Source organism: Hyunsoonleella jejuensis (assembly GCF_900111025.1).
Lineage (GTDB): Bacteria > Bacteroidota > Bacteroidia > Flavobacteriales > Flavobacteriaceae > Jejuia > Jejuia jejuensis.
In genome coordinates, this window is the sequence record NZ_FOFN01000001.1 from 225,812 (window position 1) to 242,313 (window position 16,502).

The 16,502-nt window shown below is 36.0% G+C and carries 12 protein-coding genes; 1 reads left to right on the forward strand and 11 read right to left on the reverse strand.

Going from position 1 to position 16,502, the window contains the following annotated elements; translation table 11 throughout:
• Positions 1-75: 75 nt before the first annotated feature.
• Genes BMY39_RS01015 through sqr form a run of 3 tightly spaced genes read right to left on the reverse strand, consistent with a single transcriptional unit; the run spans position 76 to position 2,155 of the window.
• On the reverse strand, positions 76-549 hold the full coding sequence (locus tag BMY39_RS01015) for a DsrE/DsrF/DrsH-like family protein (protein WP_092574292.1): 474 nt from the start codon (positions 547-549) through the stop codon (positions 76-78).
• Between the two features lie 22 nt (positions 550-571).
• Positions 572-880 (reverse strand): TusE/DsrC/DsvC family sulfur relay protein, encoded by a 309-nt coding sequence (locus BMY39_RS01020; RefSeq protein WP_092574294.1) that lies wholly within the window; start codon positions 878-880, stop codon positions 572-574.
• Between the two features lie 12 nt (positions 881-892).
• Positions 893-2,155: a type III sulfide quinone reductase, selenoprotein subtype gene (gene sqr, locus BMY39_RS01025; RefSeq protein WP_092574297.1), complete on the reverse strand. Its 1,263-nt coding sequence runs from the start codon at positions 2,153-2,155 to the stop codon at positions 893-895.
• 305 nt (positions 2,156-2,460) lie between these two features.
• Between sqr and BMY39_RS01030 the strand changes: the two genes are divergently transcribed.
• A complete protein-coding gene (locus BMY39_RS01030) occupies positions 2,461-3,852 on the forward strand; it encodes an OmpP1/FadL family transporter (protein ID WP_092574299.1) in 1,392 nt (463 codons plus the stop codon).
• A 71-nt stretch (positions 3,853-3,923) separates the two neighbouring features.
• Here BMY39_RS01030 and queG read toward each other — a convergent pair whose 3' ends face one another.
• The 8 genes from queG to BMY39_RS01070 form a co-directional block, all read right to left on the reverse strand.
• Positions 3,924-4,847: a tRNA epoxyqueuosine(34) reductase QueG gene (gene queG / locus BMY39_RS01035; protein ID WP_092574300.1), complete on the reverse strand. Its 924-nt coding sequence runs from the start codon at positions 4,845-4,847 to the stop codon at positions 3,924-3,926.
• 39 nt (positions 4,848-4,886) lie between these two features.
• Entirely contained in the window at positions 4,887-5,909 is a 1,023-nt protein-coding gene (gene ruvB, locus BMY39_RS01040; RefSeq protein ID WP_092574302.1) for a Holliday junction branch migration DNA helicase RuvB, read from the reverse strand.
• A 49-nt stretch (positions 5,910-5,958) separates the two neighbouring features.
• Positions 5,959-6,174: a hypothetical protein gene (locus tag BMY39_RS01045; RefSeq protein ID WP_092574304.1), complete on the reverse strand. Its 216-nt coding sequence runs from the start codon at positions 6,172-6,174 to the stop codon at positions 5,959-5,961.
• A 149-nt stretch (positions 6,175-6,323) separates the two neighbouring features.
• Positions 6,324-8,210: an OmpA family protein gene (locus BMY39_RS01050; RefSeq protein ID WP_092574306.1), complete on the reverse strand. Its 1,887-nt coding sequence runs from the start codon at positions 8,208-8,210 to the stop codon at positions 6,324-6,326.
• A gap of 18 nt (positions 8,211-8,228) precedes the next feature.
• The gene (locus tag BMY39_RS01055) at positions 8,229-9,185 is read right to left on the reverse strand and encodes a PorP/SprF family type IX secretion system membrane protein (RefSeq protein WP_092574308.1); all 957 of its coding nucleotides are present in this window, start codon (positions 9,183-9,185) and stop codon (positions 8,229-8,231) included.
• 27 nt (positions 9,186-9,212) lie between these two features.
• Positions 9,213-13,379: a T9SS type B sorting domain-containing protein gene (locus tag BMY39_RS01060; RefSeq protein WP_177176514.1), complete on the reverse strand. Its 4,167-nt coding sequence runs from the start codon at positions 13,377-13,379 to the stop codon at positions 9,213-9,215.
• Positions 13,380-13,603: 224 nt separating this feature from the next.
• Positions 13,604-15,394 carry a cytochrome c oxidase subunit I gene (locus BMY39_RS01065; RefSeq protein ID WP_092574312.1) on the reverse strand — a complete coding sequence of 597 codons (1,791 nt, stop codon included), beginning with the start codon at positions 15,392-15,394 and terminating at the stop codon, positions 13,604-13,606.
• A gap of 26 nt (positions 15,395-15,420) precedes the next feature.
• Positions 15,421-16,494, reverse strand: a complete 1,074-nt coding sequence (locus BMY39_RS01070) for a cytochrome c oxidase subunit II (RefSeq protein ID WP_092574314.1) — start codon at positions 16,492-16,494, stop codon at positions 15,421-15,423.
• Between the last annotated feature and the right edge of the window lie 8 nt (positions 16,495-16,502).

The following is a 16,502-nucleotide window of genomic DNA, read 5'->3' on the forward strand; positions in this document are numbered from 1 at the left end:
AAAACATGCCCTAATTTAATAAGACATGTTTTTAATCATTAAATAATAGTTTTGCTAAGTAATTAATTTTAGATTTTATATAAATAGAAGCTGACAACCCTCTTGGTCTGCCCTTGAGTAAAAATCACCAATCGTTAAAATACCATCTAACTCATCAATAAAGTCCTCTTCTTTTAAATGAAACATATCTACTGCTAGTTTGCACGCCCACAGCTTACATCCTGAGTCGGAAAGGATTTCTAAAAATTCGCCAATAGGTGGCATATCTAGTTTTTCCATTTCCTTTTTCATCATTTTTGTAGCTAAAGCTTCAACACCAGGTAATCCACCTAACATTGTTGGAATATGCATACCAGGGTTACCTACGGTAGCCACATGTAAATGTTCTAGTTTTTTCTTCTGAATGGCTTCTAGACCGAAGAATGTGAAAAATATTTCAGACTCAATACCTTCCATTCTTGCGCCATTTGCCATTACAAAGGCTGCGTAAGCATTCTCTATTGTTGCTTTTGATAAAATGAAAAGCATTTTTTTAACTTTTGTACTCATAGTTTTACGTTTTAATATTTTATTAAATACAGCTCTTAGGCTTAGGAATTCCAGCTATGAGTGATGCCTTTTTTAATGGCCCACCTGGAAATAGGCTATAAAATTCCTTAACGTTAATAACACCACTTTTTTTAATGCCTCTAATAGACAAAGGTTCGTCTTTTTTATACTTATCATGGATGTAATCAATAACTTCCCAATGCTGGTCTGTCATAGAAATATCCAGTTCCTCGGCCAAACTTTTGCCTACCTCTTTATCCCATTGTGTGAAGTCTAGCATATATCCTTGCTCATTAACTTCAATTTCTTTATTTGCTATTAGTTTTTTCATGATTTTAAAATTTTATGTAGTTAATTCTTTTTGTTCTGCTTTTATATCAAATATTTTACCTTTAAAGCTCATATTTCGTCCAACAAATGGAATTTGTATGCCCTTCAATAACATATTCCAATAAACCCACCTGAAGGCTAGTTTGCCCCAATGGTTAAACACGCTTTCTTTTAATAGTTTAAGAGGCCCTATTTTTGCAAACGGAAATGTACCATGTACAGGTTCTTGCTCATAGTTAAAGTCGATTAGCAACGCTTTATTGTCGCCTGTTTCAATAAAGCAATTGGCATGACCATCAAACTCCTGCTTTAATTTATAACCTTTTGTGTATAACATAATATTATCCGTAAGCGTTTCCGCTTGGAAGTGCGCTACCGATCCTGCCTTAGACGCTGGCACATTGGTAGCATCACCAATAACGAAAATGTTTTCATGTTCCTTAGACTGTAACGTATGTTTGTGCGTTGGAATAAAATTTAAATCATCACCCAAACCAGAGCGTTCAATAACTTCATCACCCATATTTGTAGGCACGGTTACTAATAAATCAAAAGGAATTTCCCTGTCTACATAATCTACAATAGCTTTCTTTTCATTATCAACTTCCATTATTGCAAAATCGGTCTCTATCTTAATCTGTTTTTCCTCCAATAAGTAATTTAATGCTTTAGTACAGGTTGGTTTTGTGAAAGCACCATCCAAAGGGGTTACATAAGTGATTTCAACCTTATCTCGCATGCCCTTTTTCTTAAAATAAGAATCGGCCAAAAACGCAAACTCTAATGGCGCCACAGGACATTTTATCGGCATCTCTGTGATATGCACTACTAATTTTCCGCCTTGCCAACCTCTTAACTTATCTCGCAGTGCTAGAGCACCTTCATAGGTATAAAAATCAAAAATATCTTTTCTCCATAACGGCCCTAATAACCCATCTGTTTCATCTGGTGCAATTTTAGACCCCGTTGCTACGATTAGGATGTCGTAATCTAAAGTTTCGTCCTCTAATTCTACTTTATTAGATTCTGGAAAAATCTGTTCAATTTTCTTCTGAATATAGTGTACGCCCTTGGGTATAAATTTCTTGCCTTCCTTTTTTACTTGGTCTTCTGTATAGGTGTCAAAAGGTAAAAACAAAAAACCTGGTTGATAATAATGGGTTTTATACTGGTCTATTATAGAAATTTTCCATTCCTTTTTTGGCAATTTATTTACCAAATGATTCGCCATCATGGTTCCTGCTGTACCTGCTCCTAGAATTACTAAATTTTTCATTTTCTTGGGTTTAAAATCAATTATAAAGCGAGAACTTTTATAATTTTAATTTTGTGTAAAACTAACCCTATTATCCTGAAAAAAATATGACAAAAATCATCATAACTCCTTGTGTAACAAAGGTTACACTACACCTATTTAAGTAGGTTTTTTTTAAAAAAATAACCTTAAAACGTGATAAATATCATAGTTGAGAATCAACTTAAAACCTAGCTTTGATAAACTATTCATTTCTTAACTAACATTCCAAATAAAATATCAAAATTTCATGGTGTTTTATTTGAAATGATTTAAATATCTCAATTATGAAAAAACTAATTCTAAACCTAGGCTTTGCTCTAATCTCTTTTGCTTTTTTTGCCCAAGCGGGCCATATTATGCAAGGTGTTGGAGCGGTTAATATGTCTATGGGCGGTGCTTCTACGGCGCAACCTCTAGATATTTCAGGAACTTTACAATGGAATCCTGCAGCCATTTCAACATTTGATGGCAATATTATAAAGCTTGATGTTGGCTTATTCTTTTCCTCTCCAGAATTAAGCTCTACCTTACCTCCAAACATGTTATGGCAACCTGGAGATCTTGGTCCTGGGGCTCCTGGATCGCCAGAAGTTACTGGAACAACAGCAGATGACAGAGGTCTTTCTCCCATGCCTGCATTGGCTATGGTTTGGAAGAAAAAGGGCAGCAAACACACTTTTGGGGCTTCTGCCTTTGGTATAAGTGGTTTTGGGGTAACATTTCCACAAGAAACCAATCTTCCACTTGATGTTTCTGGAAACCCAAATCCTGATTGGAATCCTAATGCTTCCAACCCTATCAATTGGCCGCAATCTTTTAATGGTTTTGGACGTATCGAGTCTGATTATATTCTATTGCAAGTTGGTTTAGCATATGCATTTCAAATAACCGACAAATTATCCATTGGTATTCAACCCAATTTTAATTATGCCACTTTAGAATTAGAACCTAACCCTACCGCTAACCCTAATCCCTCTGGTTACCCTACATCAGACAAAGCATCGGCCACTGGAATAGGGGCTCAATTTGGTTTATTTTATGAAACAGGCATTGGATTGAAATTAGGTGCATCCTACAAAACCATGCAAAAATTTAGCGAATTTGAATTCGAAAACACCTACTTAGACAATTCAACAGCAACCAATAATTTCCAAATGGATTATCCTTCAATTTTTTCTCTCGGTATTGGTTATTCCGAAGGCGTTTTTGACTTAGCGTTCGATTTTAGAAGAGTTAATTATGAAAACACCGATGGGTTTTCGAAAACTGGATGGACCCAAACAGCATCAGTAGCTGGATTTGGTTGGGAAGATATTTCTATTCTATCAGCAGGTTTACAATGTAAGGCTATAAATAAATTACCGTTGCGAATTGGATACACGTATAGCTCTAATCCTATTCCAGAAGAAGTAGCCTTTTTTAACGTACCCGCTACAGCAATAATTAAACATGCTTACCAATTTGGTTTTAGCTATGAAATAAATAGCAATTGGATGCTAGATGCCGTATATCATTACGGCAGTAGTGATGGCAGTACCCAAGGTAATATTTTATCTCCTATGATGGCTTCACCTGGTAATACTTTAGGTGCAATACCTGGTTCCTCTGTATCTTATAAAATGGACACCTCTATGATTATGGCAGGCATAAGTTATAAATTCAACAAGAAAAATTAAGGTAAAAAATTATAAAGACCTAATAATCATTTTTTTAAAAGATTCTAAGAACTATTTTCTTAGAATCTTTTTTATTGAAGAAATTCAATATTTCGCTTTAAGCCAGAATATTTAGTACGTTTCACCGCAGATTTTTTAAATACTTTTCTAAACGTCTCTTCTGTAATCTCTTGCCAATCTTTTTTACTCATGGAAAGCAATTCTGGATGCGGATTGAACAGCGGTTCATTATGCGCTTTTGAAAAACGATTCCAAGGGCAAACATCTTGACACACATCACAACCAAACATCCAATCATCAAATTCCCCCTTAAATTCTGATGGAATATTTTCTTTTAATTCTATGGTAAAGTATGAAATGCATTTGCTGCCATCAACCACATAGGGTTCAGTTATAGCTTCCGTAGGACAAGCGTCGATACAAGCGGTACAGGTACCACAATGGTCGGTTACTGGTGTATCATATTCTAATTCTAAATCGATTATTAGTTCTGCAATAAAATAGAACGACCCTACCTGTTGAGTGAGTAAATTACTGTGTTTGCCAATCCAACCCAAGCCTGATTTTGCTGCCCAAGCTTTATCTAAAACTGGTGCTGAATCTACAAAAGCACGTCCATTTACCTCACCTATTTCCTCTTGAATGAAATGTAAAAGTGATTTTAATTTGTCTTTTATCACAAAATGATAATCGGTTCCATAGGCATATTTAGAAATTTTATAACTCTCAGAATTTTGAACTTCTGAAGGGAAATAATTAAGCAATAGCGATACTACGCTTTTTGAATCTTCTACCAGTTTTGTTGGGTCTAAGCGTTTATCAAAATGGTTTTCCATATAGCGCATACCTCCATGCATATTTTGGTTTAACCATTGTTCTAATCGTGGTGCTTCTTCTTCTAAAAATTCTGCTTTACTGATACCACAAGACAAAAAACCGAGGCGTTTTGCTTCGGTTTTAATGAGTTTTGTGTATTTTATTTTAGTTTCAATCATCATTTAGATGCTGAATCAAGTTCAGCATGACAAGAAATTTTAGAATAGACCTCCTTGAATATTACCTTTTATTTTCCCTAAATGCTTGTATGCTTGCTCTGTAACTTCTCTACCACGAGGTGTTCGCATAATAAATCCTTGTTGGATTAAAAAAGGCTCGTAAACTTCTTCGATAGTTTCAGGACTTTCACTCACCGCGGTGGCAATCGTGGTGATTCCTACAGGGCCTCCTTTAAATTTATCGATAATTGTGGATAGAATTTTATTATCCATTTCATCTAAACCATGTGCATCTACATTTAATGCCTCTAGAGCGAATTTTGCTATTTTTATATCGATGCTTCCGTTGCCTTTTATTTGAGCAAAATCTCTAACACGTCGTAACAATGCGTTAGCAATTCTAGGTGTACCTCTACTTCGTCCTGCAATTTCTACTGCAGCTTCCATAGAAATGGGCACATCTAAAATCATGGCACTTCGTTGTACTATCGTAGTTAATAAATCGGTTTGGTAGTATTGTAATCTACTTTGAATACCGAAACGTGCGCGCATCGGTGAGGTTAACAATCCTGAACGCGTAGTTGCTCCAACCAAAGTAAACGGACTTAAATTTATTTGAACGGTACGGGCATTTGGCCCTGTTTCAATCATAATATCAATTTTGTAATCTTCCATTGCTGAGTAGAGATACTCCTCAACAATAGGGCTTAACCGATGAATTTCATCAATAAATAATACATCGCGCTCATCTAAATTGGTTAGCAAACCCGCTAAGTCACCTGGTTTATCCAGTACTGGACCTGACGTTACTTTTATACCAACGTCCAATTCATTAGCCAGAATATGTGCCAGTGTTGTTTTTCCCAATCCTGGAGGACCATGAAATAGGGTATGATCTAAAGCTTCACCTCTTAAATTGGCTGCCTTTACAAAAACTTGAAGATTTTCCAACACCTGATCCTGACCTGTGAAATCATCAAAATCTAAGGGTCTTAACTTTTTCTCTACATCTAGTTCCTCAGGTGAAAAATTTTCGTTTGTAGGGTCTAGGTTTTCGTTCATTTTTTTTAGTGTGACTTAACCCGATTGATTAATAGGGTTTTTAAAACATTTAAAAGTTTAAAACATTCGAGGCTTTTAGAACATATACAAGGACAAGAACAATTAAAGCGCTTAACCCAAGAACACCTTCCCAATGGTAGATACTCCAAAGTTCTTTTTTGTTTGGTGTTCTACCTTTTAATTTTTTAAACCTGTTGTAGGCTAATATGTGGATAGTGTAACCAACCAACACAAACAATACTAATGCAGCTATATAATACACCATATCGGTACTAATTTAATATGATAAAAATACGTAAAACAAATGACTTACTTAGAAATTAATTAATGATAGAGGCATAAACAAAAAGCCTTTCGATTCTGAGGTTGTCAGAAAGAAAGGCTCTTCGGGCTTTTGGTTGGTATATTGGTTGGTTATTTTAAGATTGTAAATTCACAACGTCTGTTAATATCATATGCTTCATCATCGCAAATACCTTCTTTTACACATTCATTAAGCGGTTGCATTTCTCCGTAACCGATACTTTTTAATCGGTCGCGTTCAATGCCTTGGCTTACCAAATATTCTAAGGTTGAAGCTGCCCTTCGCTTAGATAAATCTAAATTGTATTGGTCTGGTCCACGAGCATCGGTATGGGCAGATACCTCAACTTCCATAGATGGATATTTTTTCATTAAATCTACTAATACATTAAGCGTAATGGCCGCATCTTCTCGAATATCAGACTTATCAAAATCGAAGAAAATCTTATCTAACTCCACTTGTACTTCGCCGTCTTCTTTTTCTTTTACGCGTTCTTCAGCATCAGCAAAAGACTCTAAACTTAAGTAAATGTTATGTTGTACTTTGCCTTTACTATCTGTCGAGAACTCTACATCTTGAGGAATATATGCTTTGCGTGTTCCTCTTACTTTATACTTTTTGTTTGGTTCAATTTTGAAAATGTAATACGCATCATCTCCTACAATGGTGTCTTGTATAACAGTATTAGATTCATCAAACAAGGTTACTAAAGATCCTGCTAATAGTTCTTTACTATTTAAATCTTCTACAATACCTTCAACCTGATACATAGTTAACGGATTTTGTGCTCTAGCAAAGCCGTATAAACGGTCATATCCGCTTCTATTTGAAGACACAAAACCCTTATCATCCTTTTCTTTTACCACATAGGCAAAATCATCTAATGGGCTATTAATAGTGCTTCCAAGATTTACAGGTTTATCAAATTCACCATTCACCAAATTACTTCTAAATACGTCTAATCCGCCATAACCTAAATGTCCAATTGATGAGAAATACAATACATTATATTTACTAATGTATGGAAATTGTTCTCTATGTTTTGTGTTAATGGTTTCGCCTAAATTTTCAGGTTCGCCATACGTGCCATCATCATTAATAGCTACTTTATAAATATCAAAACTACCATACGTCCCTGGCATATCACTAGCAAAATATAGTGTCTTTTCATCGGTACTCAAAGCAGGATGTTCTGTACTATACCCATTTGATGTAAATGGTAATGCGGTAACATTTGTCCACTCGCCATCTATTAATTCAGCTTTATAAATTTTAATATGTGCAATACGCTCTTCGTCTGTCTTTTTACGACTTGTATTGGTTCTATTGAAGTACATAGTCTTACCATCTTTGGTAAACACAGCATTACTTTCATGAGATTCTGTATTTATAGATTCTGAAAATGGCTGTACATTTTCAAGAACATTTTGACTATTTAAAGTACCGCTATACAAATCTAAATACGGCAAGTTATTCCAAGAATACGCTGGGTTTTCAGAATTTCTAGCAGAAGCAAATGCTACCTTATCGTCACCATAAAACGTCAAACCAAAATCACTAATTGAATTTCTATTTTCAATTTGTTTTAATTTGAATGTATGTGGTGTGGTTTTATCCGTATCTTCAATAAAAGCCAAGGTATTTATTGGTTTATTGTAGTAGCGTGTTAAATGCTTATCGGCTTCCTTATACTCCTTTACACCCTTCAGTGCTTGGGCAAACCTAAAGTGGTATTCTATATCAATAGAATCTCCATATTGCACAAATAATTCTCTATAGGTTTTAATGGCCTTTTGCAAACTTGCATTATAATAATAACTGTCGGCTAAGTTCTGAAGCACTTCTTGATTGCGCTCTTTGGTCTCATAAATTTCGGCTGCGTCTTTGTAAGCTCGCATTTCAAAAAGCTTATTGACGCGTTTTAAATTTTTCTTTTGAGCAAAGCCTGTTCCACTAACTAATAAAAGGCTTGCGAATATGTATATAAATTTTTTCATGTTTCCTTGTATTAAATGTTAGAAGAATCTTGGTGAGCGATCATATCCGTTTTTGAATCCAAATAAATCCACATCAAACAAAATAAATATTTCGTGAGAGCCTGAATTGAAATCACCTAAATTGGTTGTTGTATAATCGTAAGCATAACCAATTCGTAAATTTGGGGTTACTCTAAAATTCACTAAAGCACTCATAGCATCTCCCAGACGATAGCCTAAACCAGCTTCTAATTTTTCATTAATCAATACATTGGCCGTAATATCTAAAGCTAAAGGCGCACCTTTGACCGATCTAGCCATAAACGCAGGTTTCAGTTTTAATTTTGAATCGATATCAAAAACATAACCTCCTGTAAAGAAATAATGTACGTTTTCAACTCCAGTAGCTTTTATACCGTTTTCATTCTCCAAATGTTTAGTCGATAACATATTAGGAGCAGAAACACCCAAATAATAATTATCTGTGAAAAAGAAAGCGCCTATTCCTAGGTTTGGGAAAGCTCTATTAATATTTTCGTTAAACGCTATATCAGTATTTGTACCACCAGATTGTAATTGCAATCCATTAAAATTGGTATCAAACATGCGAACACCAGCCTTTAATCCGAAGGATATTTTCGTTTCAATTCCAACGGGTAATACATAAGCGAAATCTGCAAAAATATTATTCTCATTTACAATATCTCCAATATTATCGTTGGTGAAAGAGATACCCATTTCTATTTTATCATTAATAGGAGTATGGGCAAAAAAGGTTCCTGTTGAAGGCGCGCCTTCTAGTCCAACCCATTGGGTTCTGTATAATCCACCGAGGTTTAAAATACCTTCTTCTGCTGTTGCATAGGCGGGGTTAATTACACTCATGTTATACATATACTGAGTGAATTGTGGGTCTTGTTGCGCAAAACTTTGTAATGACAGGAACGTCAGACTTAACAAAGCAGCTATTTTATGATATATATTTAATGTTTTCATTGTCTTAAATTTTGCTGTATCTATAAATTATCTGCTTAAGTATAAGCGTCCTTGTTCTGGAGCATCAACTCCGTTATTAAATCTAAAGATGTAGAAGTACACACCTACTGGTAAATCGCCCTTTACAACAACTCTCCCTTGGTTTGATGTTCCATCAAATCGTGGTGTACTTGCATTTCCTTTATAAACAATGTTTCCATTTCTATTGAAAATCTCTAATTCGAAATTTGGATATAAAATATCTAGATTGTCAATATCATAAGTGTCATTAGTGCCATCTCCGTTTGGCGAGAAGCCATCTGGTAAACTTATCTTACCACATGCCGTAATATCTGGTGTTACTTCTAATCGAACTGAGCTTTCACAACCTGTAGTTTGATCGATTAAGGCAGCGTAGTAGGTACTGTTTCCTAATGCAGTATCTTCAGGAATTGCTGTTCCTCCTATCGGGACATCATACCATACTATATTATTAAATGCTGAGTCGTACTCTACAATATTATCAGATAATGTCCTTAGCGTTGGTCCATCATTAATACAATAATCTTCACCAGCGTCAGCAAGTGTTGGCGTTGGTGCATCATTTACTGTTGCATCAATTTGCACTGCTACCGAAGATTCACAACCAGTACTATTGGTTTGAGTTGCGTAATAATCTTCACCATCAACTAACGTTTCTGTTCCTGCCAATGGTAAGGTTAAAGCAGCATCTTCATACCAATTAACCGTCCCAGTAAATCTTATACTGTTATTTAAATCAGTAACAGTAGGATTATCAGCTAAACAAAACGATGGATTGGGATCTAAAACTACCACTGGCAAACTATCATCAATGGTTACTGTTACTTCTGCTGTTGCATCGGGTGAACATGGTGCAACGGCTGCAACCGTATAAATGTATGTTCCTGCGTTATCTGCAGCTGGGTCAAAAACTCCAGTACTGCTTGCTAAAGCAGGAGACCAAGTTCCTCCAGTTTGTGCATCTGTCCCTAAAAGAGTAAACAAATCAGTCGTTGCATCTCCAGCACATGCTGCTAGTGTCGCATTTGCTCCAGCATTTGGTGCTTCTATAACTGTAACTACCACTTCGCTACTTACTGTACCACAAGCATTAGTTATTGTATATGTGTATGTTCCTGATGCATCAGTAGCTGGATCAAAATCACCTGTTCCGCTAGTTAAAGCTGGTGACCAAGTTCCTCCTGTATCAGCCGCTCCTAAAAGCGTAAATAAATCTATTACAGCGTCTGTACTACAAATATCTAGAGTTGTATCAGTGCCTGCATTTTGAGGCGCTTCAATAGTTACAGTTATTGTTGTACTATCATCTACACAAGGTGCAGAACCCGTTACTGTATATGTAAAATCGTATGTTCCAGCAGCTAGTCCTGTAGCATCAAGGCTATTTCCTGCTAATACGCCTGTAGCATCGTCATCATTCCATGACCCTCCTGTATCTTCTGTACCGTCTAATCCATCAAATAAATCAATATTGTTATTATCATTACATGCTACAATTGCTGTTGTATTAACATTTCCTGCATCAGGAGATTGGTAAATTGTAACATCTACTTGAGTTCTAACTGATGACTCACAAGTTGTAGTAGCGTCTGTTTGGGTAGCGTAATAGTCTTCACCATCTACTAAAGCAGTCGTTGCATCTAAAGGTGAACCACTAGTTGCAGCATCATACCACTGAATTGTTGTTCCTGTTGCTACTAAATCGGCTACTGTTGCACTATCACAAAATTCTTGTGTGGCAGAAGCGATTGGTGCCGGTGTGTCATTAATTACAATACTTACAGTAACATTAACATCATCACAACTTCCTATGGCATTAACATCGTATGTAAAATTATAAGTTCCTGCGGCAAGTCCATCAATAGTTACAGTATTTCCAGACAAAGCTCCTGAAGCATCATCATCGTTCCAAGTTCCTGCTTGATCTTCCCCTTCTAATAAATCGAATAAATTATAGGTTTGCGCTGCAGTGATTTCGGCTATACAAAACTCAACTGGAGTATTTGCAGTTCCTGATTCTGGTGCATCTTCCACAGTAATAGTTACTGTTGAACTATTTGTACAGTTATTTGCATCTGTAATAGTATAGGTAAAATTGTAGCTTCCAATTGCAAGAGAAGTTAAATCTACATCGCTACCAGTTAAAGCGCCTGATGTATTATCATCCGTCCATGTACCGCCTGTATCTTCCCCTGATAATTGTCCGAATAAACCTAATGGCGAATTCGCCGCTAAATCATTCTCACAAAATGTAGCCGATGATGGCGTACCCGTATTTGGTAGAGGATTAATGATTACTTGCACTGTTACTAAAGGATCATCACAACTACCAATAGCATCTACATCAAATGTAAAATTATAAGTTCCTGCAGTGAATCCTGATAAATCGATTGGAGTCGTTGCTGTCGCTCCTAAATTATCTGTTCCAACAAACCATGTTCCCGTTTGGTCTTCACCTACTAACAAATCAAATAAATTATAACTTGCTGGTGCTGAACCTTCACAATATTCTGGAAAGGTAGCTACTGGTGTTCCAGATTCTGGGGCGTCATCTACGGTAATGGAAATTTGTTCAGAATCTAAGCATGTACCATTATCAATTGTATATGTAAACAGGTATGGACTACCTGCTACCGTAAAACCTGTAATATCTAAAGTATTGGATATTGTGGTATTTGTAGCATCCGTCCAAGTCCCTAAGTTATTATCCTGTGAACCGTCAAGAGCATCAAATAGATTAAATGGGGAGTTCGTAGCTAAATCATTTTCACAAAAGGTTTGGTTTACTGCTACTCCTGCATTTGGATCAGCTAGTACGATAACTTGTACTGTAGTTGATTCCTCTGGACAAGGATTAGGTAATACATTTTGAGTATAAGTGAAATTATATGTTCCTGGTATAAACCCTGTTAAATCAATAGGAGATGTAACTACCGGGTCTGTACTTAACGTACCTTGGGTCCATTGTCCCCCAAGATCTTCGTTATCTAATAATGAAAACAAATCTAGAGCTGTAGGCAAGCCCGATTCACAATATGAAGCAGGATTTGCCGCAGAGGCCGTTCCAGAAGTAAGAGTTTCATAAACCTCTATAGTTACCGTTGAAACAGCATCAGGACAAGCTCCCGTACTGGGAACTGTATAGGTGAATGTATAAGTTCCAGCTGTCGTTAATGTAGAAATGTTTACCGATCCTCTAAATCCGTTTGATGTTGCTAACGGCCCTGTCCACGTTCCGGTGTTATCCGGGGTACCCCCCAATTGATCAAACAAATCAAAATCGGCAAGAGGTAAGTTGTCGTTACAATAGTTTAAATTTGCGGAGTTCCCAGCGTCTGTAGGATCATCAATAGTTACTATAACGGCAACTGGATTACTTACACAAAAAATATCATCAACCTGCACATAATATGTATTACCATTTACCAAAGGTGTACTTGGTGATAATGCTGGAGGTATAGGGCTACCTGAACCATCCAAGTTCTCGTACCAAAGAAAATTAGTAGCTGTTGTTCCTGGATCTAAATTTCCCACTAATGGATTAGTATCTGAACAGAATTCTTGTGGTGATGTTGGGGTTGGATCTGCTGGTGCTGTAAATACCCCTACTTGCCCAATCTCTATTTGACTTTTACAACCTCCATTGTCAACAAACACAATATAGTAGTTTGATGCACCTACTGGGATTGTATCTAAAGGAGATGCTTGATTGGTCAAATCAAAATCATAGTATATCTCAACAGAACCTCCTGATGGAATACTCGCTTGAAGGACATCGTTAATATAGGTTTGAATGGTTGCGCTTTCGTTACTGCAATAAATTCGTTCTAAGTTTTCGCCTGAAGGACTAACTTGAAAACTGATAGTTATAGAAGGTCTAACGCCGCAAGTACCGGAATTATCATCGGCATAATAAGTACCTTCAGCAATTAGTTCATTGGCGTTAAAAGGTGTGCCACCTGATGGCACATCGTACCATAATATACCGTTACCATTATCAGTAGCAAATGCATTTAAATCGACAAATGCATAGCCTGAGGCATCACAAATTGGAGGAGGGTTTGAATCGCTTATTGTTGGGCATTGTGCAGTCATTGAATATGACACTAACAAAAACAATAAACTAAAGTATGCACGTATCTGTGCATATTTTGAGGTAGGTTTGTTTTCCATTGTTGAATAGTTAAAAATCATGTTTAATAGCAACTGAAATCAATATCTAGGATAATATGATTACATACACCCAAATAGTTTTCGACTGCAATTTAACTGATTTTTTTGTATTTCGTCGAATTTTTTGAGTAAATTTTACTTTTTATCGAAAAAAACAAACACTTAAACGTAAAAGCCCGTCCTAATGGACGGGCTTTCAATTGTAATATTATGACTGATAAAGCTTAATGCTGTAATTCTTCCTCTCCATCTTTAAGAGGAATATTTTGAGGGACAAAGTCTTCCTCGTGCCCTGGTTTACTATAATCATAAGCCCAGCGATGTACGTGAGGAATTTCACCTGGCCAGTTACCGTGTATATGCTCTACTGGTGCAGTCCACTCTAAAGTTGTAGATTTCCAAGGGTTTTGAATAGCTTTTTTTCCAAAAAATATACTTCCAAAGAAATTATATAAATACACTAACTGAAAAGCACCTCCTATTAAAGCAAATATTGTGATGATTACATTTACATTAGCTATATCATCAAATAATGGAAAATTGGTATTAGTATAGTAACGTCTTGGTAAACCTGCCATTCCAATAAAGTGCATTGGGAAAAATACTCCATAAGCACAAACTGCTGTTACCCAAAAGTGTAAATAACCCAAGTTTTTATTTATCATTCTTCCGAACATCTTAGGATACCAATGGTAAATCCCTGCAAACATTCCGTATAATGCAGAAATACCCATTACCAAATGGAAGTGTGCCACAACAAAATAAGTGTCATGTACATTAATATCTAATGCACTATCCCCTAGAATAATTCCTGTTAATCCACCAGTGATGAATGTTGACACGAAACCAATAGAAAATAGCATTGCAGGGTTCATTTGAAGGTTACCTTTCCATATCGTTGTTATCCAGTTAAAGGCTTTTACTGCTGAAGGTATAGCAATCAATAATGTTGTAAATGTAAATACAGAACCTAAAAATGGATTCATACCTGAAACGAACATATGATGTCCCCATACAATTGTCGATAAGAAGGCAATTGCCAATATTGAAGCAATCATTGCACGGTATCCAAAAACAGGTTTTCTGGAATTAGCCGCCAATATTTCGGATACAATTCCCATTGCAGGCAATATAATAATATATACTTCAGGGTGACCTAAAAACCAAAATAAGTGTTCGAATAATACAGGAGACCCACCTTGGTAGTGTAACACCTCTCCTTGTATAAATATATCAGATAAGAAGAATGATGTTCCAAAACTTCTATCCATTATCAATAACAAGGCCGCAGATAATAATACAGGGAATGAAATTACACCAATAACAGCGGTTATAAAAAATGCCCAGATTGTTAATGGCAATCTTGTCATAGACATACCCTTCGTTCTAAGGTTGATTACAGTAACAATATAATTTAATGATCCTAACAATGAAGATGCTATGAAAATAGCCATGGATACCAACCAAAGTGTCATTCCCATCCCTGACCCTCCTTGAGCCATTGGTAATGCCGAAAGCGGTGGATAAATTGTCCAACCAGCAGCTGCTGGTCCTGCTTCTACAAATAGTGAAATTACCATAATAACACTTGATAAGAAGAACAACCAATAGGATACCATATTTAAGAAACCAGATGCCATATCTCTAGCACCAATCTGTAATGGAATTAATAAGTTACTAAAAGTTCCACTTAAACCAGCGGTTAGCACAAAGAAAACCATTATTGTACCATGAATAGTTACTAATGCCAGATAGATATCAGCATCCATAACACCGTTTGGTGCCCATTTTCCTAATAAAGCCTCAAAAATAACATTTGGTTCTTCTGGCCATGCGAGTTGAATACGGAAGACTAAAGACATTAATATTCCTATAACACCCATTATAGTACCCGTGATAAGGTATTGTTTGGCAATCATTTTGTGATCTTGACTAAATATGTATTTAGTCACAAACGTTTCTTTATGATGATGTCCGTGGTCGTCGTGAGCGTGAGTATCTGCGTGTGCTGACATAATCTATTTTCGTTTTTCTTTTTGAATTAGTTAATTAGAGAATTCTTGAAGTTCTTCTGCTCCTTTAACCAAGCATTGTATTCTTCTTCAGTTTCAACTACGATTTTCATTTGCATATTGTAATGAGATTTACCACAAATTTTGTTACAAAGTAAAAGGTAATCAAACTCATAAGGATCTAAAGGATCCCCACCTTCTCCTATTAATTTTTTACTTTTTTCTAATCTAATTTCATTTATATTCTTTACTTTTTCCTGTATCTGAGGTGTTTGCCTCATATCAGCAGTAGTAACTGTAGGAGTAAACCCAAACTGCGTAATCATACCAGGGACACAGTTCATTTGTGCTCTGAAATGTGGCATATATGCTGAATGTAATACATCCTGCGAACGCATTTTAAATAATACAGGCTTTCCAACAGGTAAATGTAACTCAGTAGTTATAATATCGTCTTGAGCATTAGGATCAGACTCATCTACACCTAATATGTTGGCGCGATCTATATCAATTAATCGCACATTTGCTTTGCCTAAAGTATTATCGGTACCGGCATATCTGGCTTTCCAATTAAACTGTTGCGCATAGAGTTCTACAACCAATGGATCTTCACTTTCATCAACACCCATAACGTTAATCCAAGTATTTAGCCCCCATATTACTAGTCCTGCTAAAACGATTACAGGAATTATCGTCCAGATAAATTCAAGTTTATTATTATCAGCAAAGAATAAGGCTTTTTTACCTTTCTCACCTTTATATTTAAAAGCATAATAATGCAAGAGAAACTGGGTAACTGTCTGCACGAAAAAAATAACTATCAACGTTACAACCATTAGATTATCAATCGTTGGTCCGTGCTCTGAAGCAGAATTAGAAAGCAATGGTAAATCTCCCCACTTAACGATTGAAACAATAGTAATTACATAAATGAAAGCTAAAAAGCCCATCATTAAATAACCATTAATCGCGTTGTCCTTATCTGAGGCTACTCCCGCCGTAGAACCTTCGTTTTTAGCTTGTGCCAAATCGAAAATCTTTACCATCTGCCAAATGGCTATGAGGATAAATACTAAAACTATAATTGTTAATAAAGCAGTCATTGTTATCA